This window comes from Nonomuraea sp. NPDC003727 (assembly GCF_053586935.1).
Genome location: NZ_JBSFNE010000008.1, coordinates 49,564 through 69,407, shown reverse-complemented (window position 1 = coordinate 69,407; position 19,844 = coordinate 49,564). Strand labels below are relative to the sequence as shown.

8 protein-coding genes and 1 pseudogene are annotated in these 19,844 nt (G+C 74.5%); 1 reads left to right on the top strand and 8 read right to left on the bottom strand.

The genetic code is table 11. The features are described from left to right. Positions 1-124 precede the first annotated feature (124 nt). From ACWDLG_RS21130 to ACWDLG_RS21095, 8 genes and pseudogenes are all read right to left on the bottom strand, one after another. Positions 125-1,417, bottom strand: coding sequence for an MFS transporter (locus ACWDLG_RS21130; protein WP_449922247.1), 1,293 nt, complete (start codon positions 1,415-1,417; stop codon positions 125-127). 58 nt (positions 1,418-1,475) lie between these two features. Further along, positions 1,476-1,880 (bottom strand): annotated as a pseudogene (locus ACWDLG_RS21125) (condensation domain-containing protein); the annotation flags it as partial. Positions 1,881-1,967: 87 nt separating this feature from the next. Further along, positions 1,968-2,159, bottom strand: coding sequence for an MbtH family protein (locus ACWDLG_RS21120; protein ID WP_449922245.1), 192 nt, complete (start codon positions 2,157-2,159; stop codon positions 1,968-1,970). A gap of 1 nt (position 2,160) precedes the next feature. After that, positions 2,161-7,659 (bottom strand): type I polyketide synthase, encoded by a 5,499-nt coding sequence (locus tag ACWDLG_RS21115; RefSeq protein WP_449922243.1) that lies wholly within the window; start codon positions 7,657-7,659, stop codon positions 2,161-2,163. Continuing rightward, on the bottom strand, positions 7,656-12,728 hold the full coding sequence (locus ACWDLG_RS21110; protein WP_449922242.1) for an amino acid adenylation domain-containing protein: 5,073 nt from the start codon (positions 12,726-12,728) through the stop codon (positions 7,656-7,658). Before ACWDLG_RS21110 ends, ACWDLG_RS21115 begins: the two co-directional genes overlap by 4 nt. After that, positions 12,725-13,885, bottom strand: coding sequence for a thioesterase II family protein (locus ACWDLG_RS21105; RefSeq protein WP_449922240.1), 1,161 nt, complete (start codon positions 13,883-13,885; stop codon positions 12,725-12,727). Before ACWDLG_RS21105 ends, ACWDLG_RS21110 begins: the two co-directional genes overlap by 4 nt. Positions 13,886-14,594: 709 nt before the next feature. Next, complete coding sequence (locus ACWDLG_RS21100; RefSeq protein WP_449922238.1) at positions 14,595-16,415, bottom strand: ABC transporter ATP-binding protein; 1,821 nt, start codon at positions 16,413-16,415, stop codon at positions 14,595-14,597. After that, the gene (locus ACWDLG_RS21095) at positions 16,412-18,133 is read right to left on the bottom strand and encodes an ABC transporter ATP-binding protein (protein WP_449922236.1); all 1,722 of its coding nucleotides are present in this window, start codon (positions 18,131-18,133) and stop codon (positions 16,412-16,414) included. The genes ACWDLG_RS21100 and ACWDLG_RS21095 overlap by 4 nt, the downstream gene beginning before the upstream one ends. Before the next feature lie 314 nt (positions 18,134-18,447). Here ACWDLG_RS21095 and ACWDLG_RS21090 point away from each other — a divergent pair, with 314 nt between their 5' ends. After that, a complete protein-coding gene (locus ACWDLG_RS21090; RefSeq protein ID WP_449922234.1) occupies positions 18,448-19,788 on the top strand; it encodes an FAD-binding oxidoreductase in 1,341 nt (446 codons plus the stop codon). Positions 19,789-19,844: the final 56 nt, after the last annotated feature.

The following is a 19,844-nucleotide window of genomic DNA, read 5'->3' as shown; positions in this document are numbered from 1 at the left end:
GCCACGGACGATCGCCCGGCGTCATGCGCGGTGCCGGTGCCGGTGCCGTCGCCGGTGCCGCCGCCGTCCCGGCGCGCTCGGCGGTCTCTCGGCGCCGGGACGTCCGAGGACGTCCGAGGACGTCTCAGGCGGCCACCGGGGCCTCGGGCACCGTGCGCATCTTCGGGATCGGCGACAGCGCCAGCACCGCCATCGGCACCAGCGCCCCGATCAGCGCCGCCACCAGCACCACCGGACGCATCCCCACCGCCTGGCCGAGCAGGCCCGCCACCAGGGCGCCCACCGGCGCCGGTACCAACCCCATGGCCCAGATCGTGGCGGTCACCCTGCCGGTCAGCTCCCTGGGCGTCGCCGTCTGCAGCACGGTGATGTTGTTGACCATGAACACCTGAGCGCACAACCCCACCAGCAGCTGCGCGAACGCCAGCATGCCCACCGCCAGCCACAGCGGCCCGCCCGCCAGCGGCACCAGGATGAGCGCGCTGTTGCCGACGACCGTGGACCACAGCATGGTCGGCCCGGGACCGATGCCCTTCATCAGCCGCACCGACAGCCACGCGCCGATGATCGCCCCGATGCCGCCGACCGCCAGCACCCCGCCGACCCAGGCGGCGGGCACGCCGACGCCGTCGACGACGTAGGGGAAGTACAGCGTCTGCAGGATGCCGATGTCGAAGAAGGAGTAGACGGCGGTGGCGATGGCCAGCGGCCGTACCTGGGGCTGGGCCATCACCCAGCTGAACCCGGCCCGGACGGCGCCGATCAGGGTGCCGCCGCCGTCGGCCGCGGGCGGCTCCTCCCTCTTCCTGATCGACAGCAGGCACAGGGCCGAGGCGAGGTAGCTGGCCACGTCGATGAGGATGACCAGCGGCGCCGAGCGGGCGGCCACCAGCACGCCCGCCAGGCGGCCGATGGCCTTCGACAGCGAGTCGCTGAGCTGCAGGCGGCTGTTGCCCTCGCCGAGCTGCTCGGCGGGGACGAGAACCGGCAGGTAGGAGCGGTAGGCGACCTCGAACAGCACGCCGAAGACGCCGATGACGAACACCACGACGTACAGCCACCACAGCGTCAGCAGGTCCATCACGAACAGCAGCGGCACGATCCCGAGCATCACGGCGCGCAGGGCGTCGCTCCAGATGAGCACCGGACGGCGGCGCATCCGGTCGACCCACACCCCGGCCACGAAGAAGAGCACCATCGGCAGCCTGGCCAGGGCGCCGAGCACGCCCATCTCCGCCACCGAGGCGTCGAGCAGGAGATAGGCCACGATGGGCATCGCCAGCACGGTCACCTGGGTGCCGATCAGCGACAGGCTCTCTCCCGTCCACAGTCCGACCGGCTCGACCTGCCGGCCGACCGGCCACGGCCGCCGGTGCGCGGCCACCAGGGCCGGCGCCTGCTGTTCGAGCTGGACCATAGTCGGCGTACTGGACGGGCAGCTCGGGCAGCCGGGGCGGGCGGCCCTGCGCGAGGGCCGCGTCGATCTCCAGCAGCTCGGCGACGAAGACGGCGGCGGAGGTGGCGTCGAAGACGGCGTGGTGGACGACGAACACCAGCCGCTCGCCGCCGCCGGGCAGCCGGACCAGGCGGGCCCGCCACAGCGGCGCCTGGTCCAGCTCGAACGGCAGGCGGGCGTCGGCGCGGGCCAGCGCGTCGAACTCGCGCTCGGCCCGCTCCGGGGGCAGGCCGAGCAGGTCGGTGCGGGCGAGGGCGACCGGCAGCTCGGCCCTGACAACCTGGACGAGGGAGCCGTCCTCGACGGCCAGTGCCGTGCGCAGCGTCTCGTGAGACCTGACCACCTCCGCCATGGCCCTGGCCAGCCGGTCGTGGCCGGTGCCCTCGGGCAGGCCGACCACGATGTTGACGTGGTGCGCGGGCAGGCCGGGGTCGAATCTGGACAGGAACCACAGGCGTTCCTGGGGCGTAGGAGGCGGGGAAGATTACGAGCCGCTCACCGGTCCTTCCTCCTACCCCTCCATGGCCTCACGCAGGCTGCGTGGGCGCATGTCGGTCCAGACCTGTTCGATGTGGTCCAGGCACTGCTGCTTGTCACCGGCGAAGCCCGCCTCCTGCCAGCCGTCCGGCAGCGGCCGGTCGGCGAACCAGAGGGAGTACTGCTCCTCGTCGTTGACCACGACTTTGTACTGGCCGACGCGCATGTCACGCCCTTTCGTGCCGGGGCAGCCTGGTCAGGGCCACCTGCTTGTCCGGTTGCCGGCCGCGCATTTCCTCCACCAGCGCGGCCATGCCCGCCACCGTCGGAACCTGGAAGAGGCTGCGCATGGGCAGCCTGACGCCGAGCTTCTTCCTGATGAGGGCGATCAGTTGGACGGCGACGAGTGAGTTGCCGCCGAACTCGAAGAAGTCCTGCTCGACGCTGACCTGCTTGGCGCCGAGCACCTCGCCCCACAGTCCGGCCAGCGTGCTCTCCAGCTCGTTGCGCGGCGCGACGTGGTCGGTGTCCAGGGCCGTGGCGGCCTCCCCTGCCGCGGCCGCGTCCAGCTCCTCGGCGACGGTGTCCTGGGTCAGGTCGCGGACGCCCGCGACGAACTCCTCCAGCGGGGTGGCGTTGACCACGACCTGGGTGCCCAGGCCGACCGACAGCAGCCGGCGGAAGGCGTCGGCGCCGGCGGCCGGCGAGATGCCGGACTTGGCGCCGTCGAGGTCCATGGCCATGCCGGCGGCGGCCGACTCCTCGTTCACGGCCTGGTCCTCGACGCTCTCCTTGGCGCCGTCGTCGACGGACTGGGTGACGGCCGCCGTGTCGATCCTGCGCAGCACGAAGTCGGAGATCGTCAGGACCTTGCCGCCGTCGTCGTCGTAGAGGGTGTAGTCGGCGGCGACGATCTCGCCCCCGCCGCCGTCGCGGCGGACGGCGTGGCTCCACACCCGCGGCGGGATCGGGGCGTGCACCACGAGCCTGCCGTAGCCGAGCGGCAAGTATGGGTGCTCGTCCGAGGGGTCGAGGAAGGCGGTGGACTCGTCGAGCAGCGCCGGGTGGATGGTGAACGTCCCGGTCTCGGCCGCGACCTGCGGGCCCGCCTCCAGCCGGGCCAGCGCCTCGTTCTGCCCGAGGTGGATCGAGCGCAGGCTGGTCCAGTGCGGGCCGAACGACAGCAGGCCGGAGGCGGAGGTGAAGATGCTGGAGACGTCGTCGGTGCCGGCCAGGGAGCAGCGGGCGCGTACGTCGGCCAGGTCGTCGGTGTGCTCCTGGTCGGTGCGGACCCAGGCCGCCGCGCCCCTGGCGTGCTGGTGGGAGCGGCCGCCGACGACGCTGACGACCTCGAACTCCATGCCGTCGCCGCTGGGGGTCAGCAGCACGCGCAGCTCGGCGCTGCCGCCGTCGGCCACCGGCAGCGGCGCGACGAAGGCCACGTCGCGCAGTTCCATCCGGTAGCCGGGGCCGGGGCTGGGCACGCTGTCGCGGAAGGCGGCGGCGGCGCTCTCCAGGTAGGCGGTGCCCGGTATCACGGGCACCGCGCCGATGCGGTGGTCGGCCAGGATCCAGTGGGTCTCGGGCGCGACCGTCCCGCTGTACCAGGGGGTGCGGCCCGGGGTCTCGTGCCGGTGGGTGAGCACGGGGTGGGCGACCGAGGAGACCCGGTCGCCGCGCTGCAGCGCGCGGAAGGCCACGGGCGCGGCGACCTCGGCCGCCATCCCGACCTCCAGCCAGGCGCCCCAGTTGACCGACAGCACCCGGCCTGGCCAGGTGTGGGCGTAGGCGTCCATGAAGGAGTTGGCGCCGCAGTAGTCGACCTGGCCGAAGCCGCCGGCGACGGCGGTCACCGACGAGCACAGCAGCACGAAGTCGAGGTCGAGGTCGCCGAACGCCTCGCGGAGGGCGATCGTGCCCGCCAGCTTGGGCGCCATGACGAGGTCGGCCGCCGCGCGCTCCTTGACCTCGGCCATGCCGCCGCCGGGCAGGCCCGCGGCGTGGATGAGGCCGTCGACGCGGCCGAACCTGTCGACGGCGGCCGCCCTGACCCGCCGGAGCGCCCCGGGGTCGGTGACGTCGGCGGCCAGGACGAGCACCTCGGCTCCCGCTGCCTCCATCCTGCGGACGGCACGGACGGCGCGGCCCGTGCGGTCATCGGCCGGTTCGAGGGCGTCCCACTGCTCGCGCGGGGGCAGCCCCGACCTGCCGAGCAGGACGAGCCTGGCACGCAGGCGGGCGGCCAGGTCCTCGGCCAGGGTCAGGCCGATGCCGCCGAGGCCGCCGGTGATGACGTAGACGCCCTGCTCGCGCAGGTTCGCCGGCTCGTCCGTGGCGGTCAGCGGCACCTGCTGGTAGCGGCGCACCCAGCGGCGGCCGGCCCGCAGGGCCACGGGGGACGGCGGCACGCCCTCCTCCGGCTCCTCGGGTGTGGCGGCCAGCTCGGTCAGCAGGGCCGCCAGGTCGCCGGTCGGCGACTCCAGGTCGATGTGGCGCACCGACAGCCAGCGGGCCTCGAGCGGGACGACCTTGGCGATGCCGGCCACCGTGGCGTGCTCGGGTCTGGTCAGGTCGGGGCCGGTGACGCCCTGGGTCGCGGCGGTGACGACGTCGAGGTGGACGTCGTGCTCGCGTTCGGCCTGGGCCAGGGCCTGAACGAGGCCGAGCAGGCTGTGGAAGCCCACGTCCTGGGCGTCGAGGGTGTCCTGGACGCCGGTGGCCGGCGCGCCGTCGAGGGCCCAGGCGTGGATGACCCGTGCCGGTACGCCGACGTCGGCCAGCAGCGTCTCGTAGTCTTCGCGGTGGCCCGGCCTGAGGGAGACGGTGCCGTCGGCGGCCACGCCGTAGGCCTGGCCGGGGACGACCGGCACGACGTCGGCGCCTGCCGTCCGCAGCGCCGCCACCAGCGGCGCGGCGGCCTCGCCGGCGAACACGACCTGGCGGCCGGTCCAGGTGGCCGGGCTCGCGGTGACGGCCAGGGGGGTCTGCCGCCAGGTGGGGACGGAGTACCACTCCTCCGGTGGGAGCGCGCCCGCCCGCGGCGGCAGCGGGTAGATCAGCTGGGAGTCGATGGGCGTCTGGACCCAGTGGTGGGTGCGCTCGTAGGGGTAGGCGGGCAGCGGGACCCGGCGGGCCGGGTCGCCGAAGGCGTCGGCGTCGAGGGGGACGCCGCAGGTCCACAGCTCCCCCGCCGCGGCGTAGAGCACCTCGAGGTCCTGCTTGGGGTCGGCGGGGCCGGGCAGGCTGGCCAGCGGCGCCGGCCCGGTGCGCGGCAGCTGGGTGCGGGCCAGGCCGACGAGCTGGCGGCCGGGGCCGCATTCCAGCAGGCGCCATTCCCCTTCGGCGGCCAGGGTCGCCACGCAGTCGCCGAACCTGACGGCCTCGCGCAGGTGGCGGGTCCAGTAGGCGGGGTCGACGGCGTCCTGCGCGGTGATCCAGGTGCCGGTGACGTTGGACAGGAACGGCATGCTCGGCGCGTGCCGTTCGGCCTGGGCGACGATGTCGTGGAAGTCGCCGAGGACGGGGTCCATCATCGGGGAGTGGAAGGCGTGCGAGGTGCGCAGCCGGGTGTGCCCGACGCCGGCCTCCTCCAGGCGTGCGGCGAACTCCTCGACGAGGCTGGTCGGCCCGGCCACGACGCAGGTGCCGGGGCCGTTGACGGTGGCGATCGACAGCCCGTCGGGCAGCTGCCGGCGCACCTCGTCCTCGTCCAGGCGAACGGCGAGCATCGAGCCCTCCGGCATGCTCTGCATGAGCCTGCCCCTGGCGGCCACCAGGCGCAGCGCGTCAGGCAGGTCGAAGACGCCTGCGCAGGTGGCGGCGACGTACTCGCCGATGCTGTGGCCGATCATGGCGGCCGGCTCCACGCCCCACGAGCGCCACAGCTGTGCCAGCGCCCATTCGAGGGTGAACAGCGCGGGCTGGGTGAGCGCGGTGCGGCGCAGCTGCTCCTCGGCCTGCTCGCGCTCGTCGTCGGCGGGGAACATCAGGGTCCTGATGTCGCGGCCGAGGTCCTCGTGCAGGAGCTCGGCGCACTCGTCGACGGCCGCGGCGAAGACCGGCTCGGTGCGGTACAGCTGGGCGCCCATGCCGGCGTACTGCGCGCCCTGCCCGGAGAACAGCCAGGCCACGCGCGGCTTGCCCGCCTTGCCCTTGACCAGGCGGCGCGCGTCACGCAGCGCGGCGACGGCGTCGGCGGCGTCGGCCGCGACCACGGCGGCGCGGTGGGTCATCTCGCGCCGGCCCTTGCGCAGGGTGAAGGCCACGTCGGCCAGGTCGATCTCGGCGCCGTCGAGCCGGTCGGCCAGCCGGCGCACGGCGGCCTCCAGCGCGGTGGGCGTGCGGGCCGACAGCTGCAGCAGGTGGGCGGGGCGAGGCTGGGTGGTGGGCACGGCGGCGGGCGGCGCCTGCTCCATGACGATGTGGGCGTTGGTGCCGCCGATGCCGAAGGAGCTGACGCCCGCGCGGCGGGGGAAGCCGTCGGTCTCCCACTTGGCCAGCTGCGAGGCGACGTAGAAGGGGTTGGTGCCGAAGTCGATGCGCGGGTTGGGCTTCTCGAAGTGAAGGTTCGGTGGGATCATGCCGTTCTCGACGGCCAGCACGGCCTTGATGAAGCCGGCGATGCCCGCGGCCGGGCCGAGGTGGCCGATGTTGGTCTTCACCGAGCCGATGCCGCACCAGCCGGCCTCGTCGGTGTCCCGGCTGAAGACGCTCGACAGGGCGGCCACCTCGATCGGGTCGCCGAGGGCGGTGCCGGTGCCGTGGGCCTCGACGTAGGTGACGGTGCGCGGGTCGACCTGGGCGACGCCCAGCGCCAGCGAGACGGCGGCGGCCTGGCCCTCGGCGCTGGGGGCCGAGAAGCCGACCTTGGTGGCGCCGTCGTTGTTGATGGCGTTGCCGACGACGACGGCGCGGATGTGGTCGCCGTCGGCGATGGCGTCCGACAGGCGCTTGAGGACGGCGACGCCACCGCCGCCGCCCCAGATGGTGCCTTGCGCGGCGGCGTCGAAGGTGCGGCAGTGCCCGTCGCCGGCGTAGATGCCGTCCTGGTGGTACTGGTAGCCCCACTCGGCGGGCAGTTCCAGGGAGACACCGCCGGTCAGCGCCATGTCGCACTCGCCGGCCCGCAACGCCTCGCAGGCGACGTGGACGGCCACCAGCGAGGAGGAGCAGGCGGTGTGCATCGTGACGCTGGGCCCGCGCAGGTCGAGCTTGTAGGAGACGAGCGTCGCCAGGTAGTCGGGATGGTTCCCGGTGAAGACGGCGAGGTTGCCGACGGAGGCGAACACCTTCCGGTTGGGGCGGATGTACAGCCATTGGTATTCGTCCGACCCGATGGTCCCGTAGACCCCTACCTCCCCGTGGTAGCGGGACGGGTCGTAGCCGGCGTCCTCCAGAGCGGTGTTGGACAGCTCGAGGAACATCCGCTGCTGCGGGTCACGCAGCTCGGCCTCCCTGGGAGACATCCCGAACAAGGCCGCGTCGAGCCCGCCGTAGTCCTCGGCCACCGAGGCCGCCCGCACGAAGGTCGGATCGTCGAGCATGTAGTCGGGGACGCCGAGCGCCTCCTGCTCCTCGCGCGTGTAGAACTTGACGGACTCCACCCCGTCGACCAGGTTGCGCCAGAACGCGGGCACGTCCGCGGCGCCTGGCACTCGGCAGGCCAGGCCGATGACCGCGATGGGCTCGACGGCCTGCTCGGGTACGTGGTTCGCCGGACCGGTCATTCCTTGTTCTCCTGTCTGGCCTGGTAGGGCCTGCGAGATGACGGTCGTGCCTGGCGCGCCGCGATGCGTCGGGCGGCACGCTCCGGTCCGGCCGTGCGGCGCTCGCCGTCGAGGTGGGCGGCCAGCGCGCGGACGGTCGGGAAGCGGAAGAGGTCGACGATCGGCACGTCCCTGCCGAGCGCGGCGGTGAGACGGGCCTGGACCTGTGCGGTGGCGAGCGAGTGCCCGCCGATCTCGAAGAAGTTCTCGCCGGCCGAGATCCTCGGCCGGCCGAGGATCTCGCGCCAGACGCCGGCGATGAGCCGTTCGGTGCCGGTGGCGGGCTCCTCGCCGCGCCGGGGGGCGGGCCTGGGCGCCGGCGCGGGCAGCGCGGACCTGTCCACCTTGCCGTTGGGGGTCAGGGGCAGCGCGGGCAGCAGGACCAGGTCGGCGGGCACCGCGTGGTCGGGCAGGCAGGCGCGCAGGTGCCGCTGCAGTTCGCCGGCCTGCGTCGCCGCGCTCGCCGGTACGGCGTAGGCGCGCGTGACCTGGCCGCCCGGCTGGTCGACGGCCACGGCGACGGCGGCCCGCACGCCGGGGTGGGCCAGCAGCGCGTGCTCGATCTCGCCCAGCTCGACCCGGTAGCCGCGGATCTTGACCTGGCCGTCCTCCCGGCCGGCCACCACCACGCCGCCGTCGGGGTCGTACCTGCCGAGGTCGCCCGTGCGGTAGCGGCCGGTCACGCCGTCGGCCTCGACGGTGAAGCGCTCCTTGGTGAGGTCCTCGTCGAGGTAGCCGTCGGCCAGGCGGCGGCTCCTGACCACCACCTCGCCCAGCTCCCCTACCGCGGCGGGCGCGCCACCGGCGTCCAGCACCAGCAGTTCGGCGCCGTCGACGCCGTGGCCGACCGGCACGGGGTCGCCGCTGTCGCCGCCCGGCCCGGAGATTCCGGAAGTCCCGGAGATCCCGGTCCCGGTGATCCCGGTGATGAGGTGCATCGCCTGGATCTGCGGCGTCTCGGTCGTGCCGTAGGCGTTGACCATGCCGGCCCGCGGGGCGACCTTCGCGAACCTGGCCACCTCCGCCCAGGTCAGCCGGTCGCCGCCGAACACCGCCAGCCGCAGGTCCGGCAGCGGCGTGCCCGCCGCGGCGACGAGGGTGGCCAGCTGCGGGGTGAGGTGGGCGACGGTGACGGCCTGGTCCCGCAGCCACGCCGACAGCCTGGCGGGGTCGCGGACGTGGTCCTGGTGGGGCACGCACAGGCGGGCGCCGAGCACGAGCGGGGTGAACGCGTCACGCAGCAGCGGGTCGTGCGCGAGGCCCGCCAGCAGGGCGAAGGTGTCGCCGGCCGTGAGCTCGAAGGCGGCGGGGTACCAGGCGAGGAAGCGGGCCAGCGGCCGCTCGCCGGTGCGGACCGGTTTGGGCGCTCCGGTGGTGCCGGAGGTGAAGGACAGATACCCCCGCCGCTCTAGAGGCACGAAGGGGAGCTCGTCCCGGGGGCGCGCGCCGGGGGCGGCGGGCTGGGTGAGGAGAGGCAGCCGGTCCAGCTCGGGCGGGACCGCCACCCCCTCGCAGGCGATCATGGCGTGCGCGCCGGCCGCCCTGGCCTGCGCCTCCAGCCTGGCGGGCGGCAGCGCGGAGTCGAGGACGGCCCAGCGCGCCCCCGCCGCCAGGACGCCCAGCAGCAGGGCGGGCAGCTCGGTTCGACGGGCGGCCAGGACGGCGACCGCCTCCCCCGGCCGCACCGCCGCCGCGACCCGTGCCGCCGTCGCCGTCACCGTCGCGGCCAGCGCGGCGTAGGTCAGCTCGCCGCCTTCGCCGCTGACGGCCACCCGCCGCGGATGGGCGGCCGCCTGCCGCAGGAAGCGCTCCACGACCCCGGAACCGCTCCAGCCGGGCAGCGCCGCCGTTCCCCCCGGCAGCGCCCGAACGCCGCCGGGCGGCGCCGGAACGCCGCCGGGCGGCGATGCGGTGCCATCGGGCGGCGACGCGCCACCGGGCAGGACAGCGGGCGGCGCCGCGGTCCCGCCGGGCAGGACAGCGGCGCCGTCGGGCGGGTCGATCGTGGCGGGGCGCAGGGCGGCGTGCCGTACCGGCTCGTCGGGCGCGGCGACCAGGTCGCCGAGCAGCCTGAGATAGCCGGCCAGCAGCGCCTCGACCCGCTCGGCCCGGAACAGCCGCGGGTTGTAGACGGCCTGCAGGACGTGGCGGCCCTGCCGCTCGCCGACGTACAGGGTGAGGTCGAACAGCGACCCCGGCAGTCCGGGAGGCAGCGGGGTGGCGGTGATCCCGGGCAGGCTCAGGCGGGGCTCGGTGAAGTCGTACATGTTGAACAGCACCTGGATGAGCGGGTTGCGCGACAGGTCGCGGCCGGGGCCCAGCCGGTCGACCAGCCGCTCCAGCCGCACGTCGAGGTGGGCGAGCGCGTCCGACAGCGTCGCCTGGCAGCGCGTCACGTGCGCGGCGAACGCCTCGCCGTCGGCCACGCGCATCCGCACGGGCAGCATCTGCACCAGGCATCCGGCCATCGGCTCCAGCGCCGGGTCGCGCCGGTCGGCGACGGGGGTGCCGACGACGAGGTCCCGCTGTCCGGTCAGCCGTCGCAGCGCCTGGGCGAAGGCGGCCAGCATGACCGCGTACGGCGTGGCCCCCAGACGTGCCGCAAGCGCCCGGACGGCGGCGCTGACCGCCGGGTCCGCCTCGGCGCTCGCGCTCGCGCCCTCGAAGGTCTGCACGGCCGGCCGCGGGTGGTCCCTCGGCAGGTCGAGCACGGTCGGGGCGCCGTCGAGGTGGGCGCTCCACCAGTCGAGGTCCGCCGCGGCCTCCCTGCCGCCGAGCCAGGCGACGTAGCCGCCGAACGTCGCGGGCAGCGGGGCGAGCGCTTCGCCGCGGTAGGCGCGGCCGATGTCGTCGTAGAGCACCGACTGCGACCAGCCGTCGAAGACGATGTGGTGCGCGGTGACGGCCAGGACGTGCTCGTCGCCGCCCAGGCGCAGCAGGCGCGCCCGCCACAGCGGGCCCCCGGCCAGGTCGAACGGCTCGGCCGCCGCGGCCTGCAACCGCTCGCGCACCTGCTCCCCGGTGACCTCTTCCACGGGAAGCGGCACCTCGCCGGGCGGGTCGACGGCGACGGCAGGGACACCGCCGGACTCCGGCACGCGCCACCTGAGCACCTCGTGGCGGCGGGCGACGGCGGCCAGGGCGGCGCGCAGCGCGCCGACGTCGAGCCTGCCCGACAGGCGCTGCGCCATCGCGATGTTGTGGACGGGCGTTCCCTGCGCGAGCCGTTCGACGAACCACATCCGCCGCTGGATCGCCGACAGCGCGGCGGGCGCGACCCCGGGCGCCTCGTGCAGCGGCGGCGCGCCGGCCACGCGCGCGGCGATGCCCGCCACCGTACGGCCGGACAGCACGTCCTCGACGGCGATCTCCCTGCGCAGCCGGGCTCGCAGGCCCGCGGTCAGGCGCATGGCCAGCAGGGAGTGCCCGCCGGCCGCGAAGAAGTCGTCGTCGAGCCGGGGCTCGGCGCTCTCGAACGTCCCGGCCCACACCGCGGCGACGGCGCGCTCCTCGGCGCTTCGCGGCAGCCCGCCCCGCGCCGGTGCCGTGGACGGCCGGTGGGCGCGCAGTGCCGCCATGTCCACCTTGCCGCTGACCGTCATCGGCAGGACCGGCAGGCGCACCACCCTGGTGGGCACCATGTAGGCGGGCAGCGTCCGCAGGCAGTGGGCGCGCAGCCCGGCCAGGTCGGGGGCGTCCTCGGGAGTCAGGTAGGCGGTCAGCTCCTTCAGCCCGCCGGCCCCGGTGTCCAGGTCGACGACGGCCTGGCGGACGCCCTCGTGGGCGCGCAGCACGGACTCGATCTCGCCGATCTCGACACGCTGGCCCTGCACCTTGACCTGCCGGTCCAGGCGGCCGAGGAAGCCGATCCGGCCGTCGGCGTCGAGCACGACCCTGTCGCCGGTCCGGTACAGGCGCGCGCCGGGCGGGCCGTAGGGGTCAGGGACGAACCGCTCGGCCGACAGGCCGGGCCGGTCGAGGTAGCCGCGGGCCAGCTGCGGGCCGCCGATGTAGAGCTCGCCCGGCACACCGGCAGGGCAGGGGTCGAGCTGGTCGTCCAGGACGTGCGCGGTGCAGCCCGGCAGGGCGTGACCGATCGGCAACGGCCGGTCCCATGCGCCCTCGAGCTCGGTGCCGACGACGCACACCGTGGTCTCGGTCGGGCCGTACCAGTTGTGGAAGCGCCGCCTGCCCGGCCTGGCCCAGCGCGCGACCTGCTCGGGACCGGCGGGCTCGCCCGCGGTGAGCAGGTCGGCGAGCGAGGGCAGCCGGTCGGGGTCCAGCAGCGGCAGCAGGGCGGGCGGGATGGTGCCCCAGGTGACCTCGTGGCCTTCGAGGAAGCGCTGGAGCCTGGCCGGGTCGACCCTGTCCTCGTCGGGCACGAGCATGACCGATCCGCCCCTGGCCAGCGGGGCGAAGATGTCGAGCACCGACACGTCGAACCCGAGCGCGGCGAAGCCGATCGAGCGGCAGCCCTCGCCCAGCTCGAACCGCCCGCCCGCCATCGTGACGAAGGCGACCACCGCGTCGTGGCTCACCACGACGCCCTTGGGCCGTCCCGTCGAGCCCGAGGTGTACAGGACGTAGGCCGCGCCGGCCGGGTGGGTGCGCCGCGCGGGCGGCTCGGGCGCCGCGCCGGCGTCCGGCTGCAGGAGCACGACGGGGGCGCCCGCCAGCGTCCGGTCGCCCGCGGGGTCGGCGACGACGAGGTCGATGGCGGCGTCCTCGACGATCGTCAGCAGCCGTTCGCGGGGGTGTGAGGGGTCCAGCGGCACGTAGGCGCCGCCGGACAGCAGGACGCCCAGCACCGACACCAGCAGGTCGGGGGTGCGCCTGGCGCAGACGCCGACGCGCGTCTCGGGGCCCACCCCGTGCTCGCGCAGGCGGTGCGCCAGCGCGTTGGCGGCGCGGGTGAGCTCGCGGTAGGTCAGGCGCCGGTCCCACTGGCGGACGGCGACGGCGTCGGGCGTGCGGTCGGCCTGGGCGGTGACCAGCTCGTGCAGGAGCGGGCCCGGCTTCACGTCGGTCATCCGGTCCGGCCCTCCAGCGTGAACAGCGCCGGTCTGGCCGGCCCGTACGGCACGGCGACCGCCGCCTGCGCCTGGCCGCGCGGCGTGTGCAGGGGCAGGTGGAGCACGTGCCAGCCGTCGACCTGCCACGGGCCGCCATCGCCGAGGTCGGCGAAGGGGCCCGGCGCGCCGCGGCCCGCGCCCGCGACGAGCGCCCGCCTGGCTGTGACGGCGCGCTGGGCGAGCCAGTGCCGGTCCTCCTCCGCCGCGTCCTCGATCTGCTCGCGCTCGCCAGGGTCGAGCTCGGACAGTTCGACGGGCTCGGCCGCGGTGGTCAGCCGCAGGGCCACGCCCGCCCGGTGGTCGCGGGTGACGGCGATCAGGGTCAGCCCGCCCGTTTCGGCGATGCCGGCCACGGTGCGGCCGCCGTAGCGGCTCAGCACCTCCTTCGCGCCGGCCGGGCGGTCGGCCAGCCAGAGGTGGACCTCGTCCGCCTCCGGTCCGTCGACCTGTTCGGCCTGGTCGGCGGTGATCAGGCGGGCCAGCTCCTCGGGCGCGTCCTTGACGAACAGGTGGCCGGCGCGCACGGTGCGCAGCCCGAAGCCGGCGGCGGTGTGCCGGGCCCAGCCCAGCATGTCGGGCGGGGCCACCTCGCCGTCGTGCAGACCGGCCACGGCCACGACGGGGGTGTCCAGCGGGGGTTCGGGGGTGTACCGGTAGCGCTTGATCCAGGCCATGTCGGATCGCAGCAGGGGCAGCATCAGCTCGCGCAGCTCGGGCTCGTCCCTCAGCTCGGGCAGCGCGCCGGCGCGCCGTACGAGTTGGTCGATGAACGCCTCGTCGGGCAGGTCGGCGGTGGCCGCCAGCGGCACCCTGAGGTGGGGCGGGTGGGCGGCGCCCACGTACAGGCGTACGGGCGGGGGCAGGCCGCGGCGGCGTAGCTCCCTGACCACCTCGAAGGCCAGCCGCGCGCCCATGCTGTGCCCGTACAGGGCGTAGGGGGAGGTGGTGGCCGGGGCGATCTGGTCGGCGACCTCCTCGACGGTGAAGGCGGGCGGCTCGGCGAGCCGGTTCTCCCTGCCGGGCAGCTGGAGCGCCACCACCTGGAGGCCGGTGAGGGCCCGCTGCAGGGAGGAGAAGGCGCTGGCGCCTCCGCCGGCGAAGGGGAGGCAGAACAACGTGCGGGCGCGGCGCGCGGTGGCCTGGAGGGGGCCGCGCGGAGCCGCGGTCAGCTGGCCGCTGATCGCTGCGCACCTCCCCCGCCGCGTCGGGTGTCGCGTGCGACGGTGAGGACGGGACTGGGTGGCCAGGGTGTCGGTCGCGCAGGAGGGGATTGCTTCGTCGCCATGGTGCGAGCGCTCCTCGGCAGAGCTGCAAAAACACTGGAAATTGAATCCCGTACAAGAATGTACGTCGTACCCCGGTTTTGCCGCATTCGCGGTCAGAACCTCTTATATCGACTCCTAACGGGAGGCGTCAACGGCGCTTATCGCGGCCCGCCATCCGATGCCCAGCCGGCAGTTCGTACACTTGGGGCCTTCTCGTATCAGCATTCAGGTGATATAGGCCGCTCTTTACGCCCTGGGACCAAATCGAGGATTCGGTCACACCCATACCCGTGGGCCTTCCGGCGGCGAAGTGAACGGAATTCGCCTCCCCTGCCTGAAGATGGGAAAGGCGGCAATAGCAAGATCGTCATCTTGTCGGGCGGGCGTGGCGGCGACAGCGGATTCACTGAACGGTCCGGTGTCAAGGCGCCGTCATCCTTGTCGGGATCTGCCGGTTTCGGTCCCTTTCTGCATGGTAGTCCGGCTCCCTCGAGGGGAGCCGAAACTCCGCGAAATCAGCGAGATAACAGAAGAGGGAATTGATATCGACTTTTCCCTGTCAGCGGCTTCTCCGGCCAGAGGGATAATGCGGATCCTCTTCGGCCTCGGAGAAAAGTTCCTCGCTCCACAGCCGCCGCATTTCCGCGCAGCCGTCCAGCAGCTCGGACAGTCGGCCGCGGCCGGCGACGCGCCCGCGGTCGAGGACGATGATCTGATCGGCCCGCTCCAGCGCCGCCTTCCGGTGCGACACCACCACGAGCGTCGCGGGGCCGCCGCCGTCTCCGGCCGCGGCGATCCGGTCCCACAGCAGCATCTCGGTCTCGACGTCCAGCGCGGACGACAGATCGTCGACGACCAGCAACTCCGGGGCCCGCACCAGCGCGCGGGCCGCCGTCGCCCGCTGCACCTGACCGCCGGACAGCCGCACCCCGCGCGGCCCGACCACCGTGGCCGCGCCGTCCGGCATCCCGGCCAGGTCCTCGTCGAAGGCGGCCAGCCTCAGCGCGCCGGCCAGATGGTCGTCGGGCCGGCCGAGCAGCAGGTTCTCCCACAGCGAGGCGGAGAACAGCCGCGGGACCTGGCTCACGTAGGCCGCCCTGGGCGGCACCATGAACGTGCCGGGGTCCTCGACGCGCACGCCGTTCCAGGCGATGGTGCCACCGGTGAGCGGCACCAGGCCGAGCAGGGCACGCACCAGCGTCGTCTTGCCCGACCCGACGGCGCCGGTGACGACCGTGAACGACCCCCGCCTGACCGTCAGGTCGACCTCCCGCACGCCGTGGCCGCCGCCGGCGTGGCGCACGCTCAGCCCGCGGATCTCGACCACCTCCAGCGGGTCCGCGTGATAGGGCGCCGGGCCGGCGGGCGGCGGCTCACGGTGGAACCACACGCCGCTGCTCCTCGACAGGTCCGCGGCGTCCTCGTGGCCGGCCATCAGCCCGGTGAGCCGCTCGGTGGCGACCGCGGCCTGTGGCAGCCGGTAGAGGATCCCGCCGACGGTGCGCGGCAGGGCCGCCAGCCAGCCGACGTAGCTGGTGAACAGCGCCAGGTCGCCCACCGTGAACTCGCCACGGCGCATCGCCGCCGCCGACAGCAGCAGGACCAGGCCGATGCTGACCTCGACGCTCGCGGCCGTCGCGGCGCCGAGCAGGTCGGTGGCCATGCCGTCCTTGACCGCGGCCGCGCGCCGCCTGCTGTTGTGCAGGCGCAGGCGCTCCAGCGCCGCCTCCTCGGCCCCCGCGGTCTTGATCGCCAGGACGGCGCCGAACATCTCGCCGACGTAGGCGGTCACGGCCGCGCCGAGCGTGCGGGCACGCTGGTGCAGCCGCCTGACGACTTCGTTCATCAGCCGGCTCAGCACCCCGATCCCGATCATCGGCAGGACCAGCACGAGGGTGATCAGGGGGTCGATCGACACCATGATCGCGACCGCGGCGCCGCCGAAGAGGAGCGCTCCCGCGAGCGGCACCGACTCGTCGGCGAGCTCGACGAGGTCACTCACGTCGTCGCGCAGCCGGCCCACCGACTCACCCGGCGCGTGCGGCAGCCTGGCCGCCGCGGGCCCGCGCGCGGTCATGACCGACCGCAGCACGTTGGCGCGCAGCAGCGTCGCGGCGGCGTCCCACCAGTAGACCCCGTAGGTGAAGGCGACGACCAGGACGGCGCCGCGAACCAGCTCGACCCCCACGAACGCCGCGCACAGCCACAGCGACACCTCCAGCGCGGCGCGCTGCCCGCTGATGTGGTCGAACAGCGCCCGTAGCAGCAGCCCGCCGGCCAGCGGGATGACGCTGACCGGCAGCCACAGCAGCGCGCCGATCAGGTAGCGGCGCAGGTCGAAACCGGTCAGCCGGACGGCGACCAGCAGGGCGGCCCTCATCGGCGCACCCCCGCAATATCCAGCAGCCGCCCGAACCGGCTGCCGGGGTCGGCGGCGAGGTCGGCGCGCCGGCCGTACTCGACGATCCTGCCCTCGGCGACGACCGCGATCTTGTCGACCCGCGACAGCGACGACAGCCGGTGCGCGATGAGCACCCCCGTCCGGCCGGCCAGCAGCCGGTCGATGCTCCGCTCGACGCGCCGCTCGGTGGCCGGATCGAGCCTGCTCGAGGCCTCGTCGAGGACGACGAGTCCCGGGTCGGCGAGGAACGCCCGCGCGAAGGCGAGCAGCTGCGCCTCACCGGCCGAGACACCGCGCAGCTCGGTGTCGAGCCCGTCGGGCAGCCCGGCCAGCCACGGGCCGAGACCCACCTCGTCCAGGACGGCCCGCAGCCGGTCATCGTCCGCGTGCGGCCGGAACAGCGTCAGGTTGTCGCGGACGCCGGCGGCGAACAGCTGCACGTCCTGCGTGACCGCGCACACCCGCCGCCGCACCGAGGCGGGATCGGCCGCGCGCAGGTCCAGCCCGCCGACCAGGACCGCGCCCTCGGTCGGGTCGTACAGGCGCAGCAGGAGCCTGGCGATGGTCGTCTTGCCGCTGCCGGTCCGGCCGACCAGGCCGAGCGTCTCGCCCGGCGCCAGCGTCAGGGTGATGCCCGACAGCACCTGCTCGTCGTCGCCGTAGGCGAACCCCACGCCGTCGAGCTCCAGGCCGAGCGGTCCCGCGGCAGGCAGCGGACGCGGGTTCACGGGGTCGGGCAGCGCGCGCCGCCGCGCCAGCAGGTCGCCGACCCTGGCGAACCCGGCCAGCGCCGACTGGTACTGCCGCAGCTGCTCGATCAGCCGCTCGAAGGGCGCGCGGACCATCAGCGTGTACTGGAACAGCAGGACGGCGGTGCCGACGGTGAGCGTGCCCGCCTGCTGCGCCCACGCGGCGAGGGCGAGGATGATCGCGGTGCCGGCCGCGAACGCCACGCCGGTCGAAGCCAGCAGGACGCTGCCGATCCGCGAGGCCCGCAACTCCTCCCGGTACCAGGAGGAGGCGACCTGGTGGAAGCGGTAGACGGTGTGCTCGCCCGCGCCGTTGGCGCGGATGTCCTCCGCGCCGGCCAGCCGTTCCTCGAGGTGGCCGAAGAGCATGGCGCTCGCCGCCCGCGACCGGGCGGCCGTCGGTACGGCCAGCCGCTGCGCGCGGGCCATCCCGAAGCCGGCGAGCAGGCAGTAGGCCAGCAGCGCGCCGCCGATGAGGGGATCGACGGCGAACACGACGACCAGCACGCCGCCGAGCAGCAGCAGGCTCGCCACGACGTCCATCAGGAACGCGACGACGAATCGGGCGACGGCCACGACGTCGCCGTCCACCCGCTCGATCATCTCGCCGGGCGTGTGCCGGCCGTGGAAGGCCATGTCGAGGCCTAGGGCGTGCTGGGCCAGCCGCTCCCTGAGCCGGTTCGTGCCGTCCCAGGCGAGCCGGCCGGCGAGCCAGGCGGTGACCACGCGCGCGGCCTGCGCGGCCACGGCGACCGCGAGGAAGGCCAGGGCGAGCAGGACCAGGTGGCGGGTGCCGGCTCCGGCGACGGCGTCGTCGACGAAGCGGCGGGTGAGCTGGGGCGCCGACAGCGGCAGGAGCGTGGCGGCGCTGATGGCGGCGGCGAGCGCCACGGCGGAACGGCGTCCGGGCCGCAGCTCGCGCAGGACGCCGGTGATGGGTGTCGTCATCGGGCGGTGTCACCGCCCGATGACGGTCTACCGGCGGCTACATAGGCCGCCGTCGGTGGGGTCAAGGCGTGCACGAAGCGTCATGTCCTTGGGGTCGGGGAAGGTTCGCGGCTGGGTGGACATGAACGCTCTCCGCATCGCTGCGCTCCCTTTCTCGACGACTCGCTGCCCGGGAGTACAACAGACGGCCGCCCTGGCGGACAACCGATTTTGCCGGCCGCCGTGGGCCGTACGGCCGTACTTCCTGGGTCGTAGCCGAAGGAGTCTTCCCTCGTACGACGACCGGAGGCGGCCGGCACCGCGACGATCACAACATGGAAGACACACTGCGCGCCCTCGTCAAAGGCGCTGTCCTCACCCCCGGCCACGAGCGCTACGACACCGAACGGCAGGCGTGGAACCGGACCATCGACCCCCGGCCCGCCGCCGTCGTGGAAGCCGAGGGCCCGGGCGACATCCGGGCCGCGATCGCCGTCGCCCGCGAGCACGGCGTGCCCTTCGCCGTGCAGTCGACCGGGCACGGCACCCTCGTGCCGGCCGACGGCGGCATCGTGCTGAAGACCTCTCGCATGGCCGAGGTGCGGGTCGATCCCGAACGGCGCACCGCGCGCGCCGGCGCCGGAGCGGTGTGGTCCGACGTCATCGCCGCCGCCGCGCCGTACGGGCTGGCGCCCGTGTCCGGCACGCCCGCGATCGGCGTGGCCGGCTACACGCTGGGCGGCGGCACCGGCTGGCTGTCGCGCCGGTACGGCTACGCCGCCGACAACCTGCTGGGCGCCGAGGTCGTGACGGCCGGCGGCAGGCGCCTCACGGTCAGCGCCGAGGAGCATCCCGACCTGTTCTGGGCGCTGCGCGGCGGCGGCGGCAACGTCGCGGTCGTGACGTCGCTGGAGTTCGCGCTGCACCCGGTCACCGACGTCTACGCGGGCATGACCCTGTTCCCCGCCGAGCGGGCGGCCGACACGCTGGCCCGCTACCGGGAGTGGGCGCCGGACGAGCCCGACGAGTCGAACACCTCGATCATCCTCATGCGGATGCCGGACACGGGCGGGTGGGCGCTGGCCGTACGGGCCTTCTACGCGGGCGGTGCCGAGGCGGCCGAGCGCTGCCTGGCCCCGCTGGTCGACGCGGCGGGCCCGGCGCTGGCCGGCGGGTTCGCGGCGATGAGCTTCGCGGAGGCGGCGACCGCGTTCGGCGGGCCCCCTCCCCCGCCGATGGCCGTGCGCCAGCACCTCGACCTGCTGCGCGAGGTGCCGGACGACGCGATCGAGGCGATCGTCAAGGGCGCGGAGCAGCCGGTGAGCGCGATCGAGCTGCGCCACTGGGGCGGGGCCATGGCGCGGCCCGCCGAGGGGGCCGGCCCGGTCGGTCACCGCGACGTGCCGTTCTCGGTGATCACGACGGCCGTCCTGGACGGCTCCCGCGACGCCGCCGAGGTGGACGAGCGGATGCGCGAGGTGACCGGCTGGCTGGGCCCGCACGTCACCGGCGGGTCGTTCCTGAACTTCCTCACCGACCCGGACCGGACCGCGGCCGCCTACACTCCCGCCGACCACGCGCGGCTGGCCGAGGTGAAGCGGGCCTGGGACCCGGACAACATCCTCGGGCGCTCGCACAACATCCCGCCCGCCGCGGCCGCCCGCTCGGCTTCGTGAGGGCCGTGACGCCCCGGCGCCGGCAGAGTCGGTGTCCTTCAGCGTCCGTGTCGCCG

What these genes read in the sequence shown, in the direction of transcription:
- ACWDLG_RS21120 (WP_449922245.1), bottom strand. Translation starts at nt 2,159, where the DNA reads ATGCGCGTCGGCCAGTACAAAGTCGTGGTCAACGACGAGGAGCAGTAC.
- ACWDLG_RS21100 (WP_449922238.1), bottom strand. Translation starts at nt 16,415, where the DNA reads ATGAGGGCCGCCCTGCTGGTCGCCGTCCGGCTGACCGGTTTCGACCTG.
- ACWDLG_RS21130 (WP_449922247.1), bottom strand. Translation starts at nt 1,417, where the DNA reads ATGGTCCAGCTCGAACAGCAGGCGCCGGCCCTGGTGGCCGCGCACCGG.
- ACWDLG_RS21095 (WP_449922236.1), bottom strand. Translation starts at nt 18,133, where the DNA reads ATGACGACACCCATCACCGGCGTCCTGCGCGAGCTGCGGCCCGGACGC.
- ACWDLG_RS21115 (WP_449922243.1), bottom strand. Translation starts at nt 7,659, where the DNA reads ATGACCGGTCCGGCGAACCACGTACCCGAGCAGGCCGTCGAGCCCATC.
- ACWDLG_RS21110 (WP_449922242.1), bottom strand. Translation starts at nt 12,728, where the DNA reads ATGACCGACGTGAAGCCGGGCCCGCTCCTGCACGAGCTGGTCACCGCC.
- ACWDLG_RS21090 (WP_449922234.1), top strand. Translation starts at nt 18,448, where the DNA reads ATGGAAGACACACTGCGCGCCCTCGTCAAAGGCGCTGTCCTCACCCCC.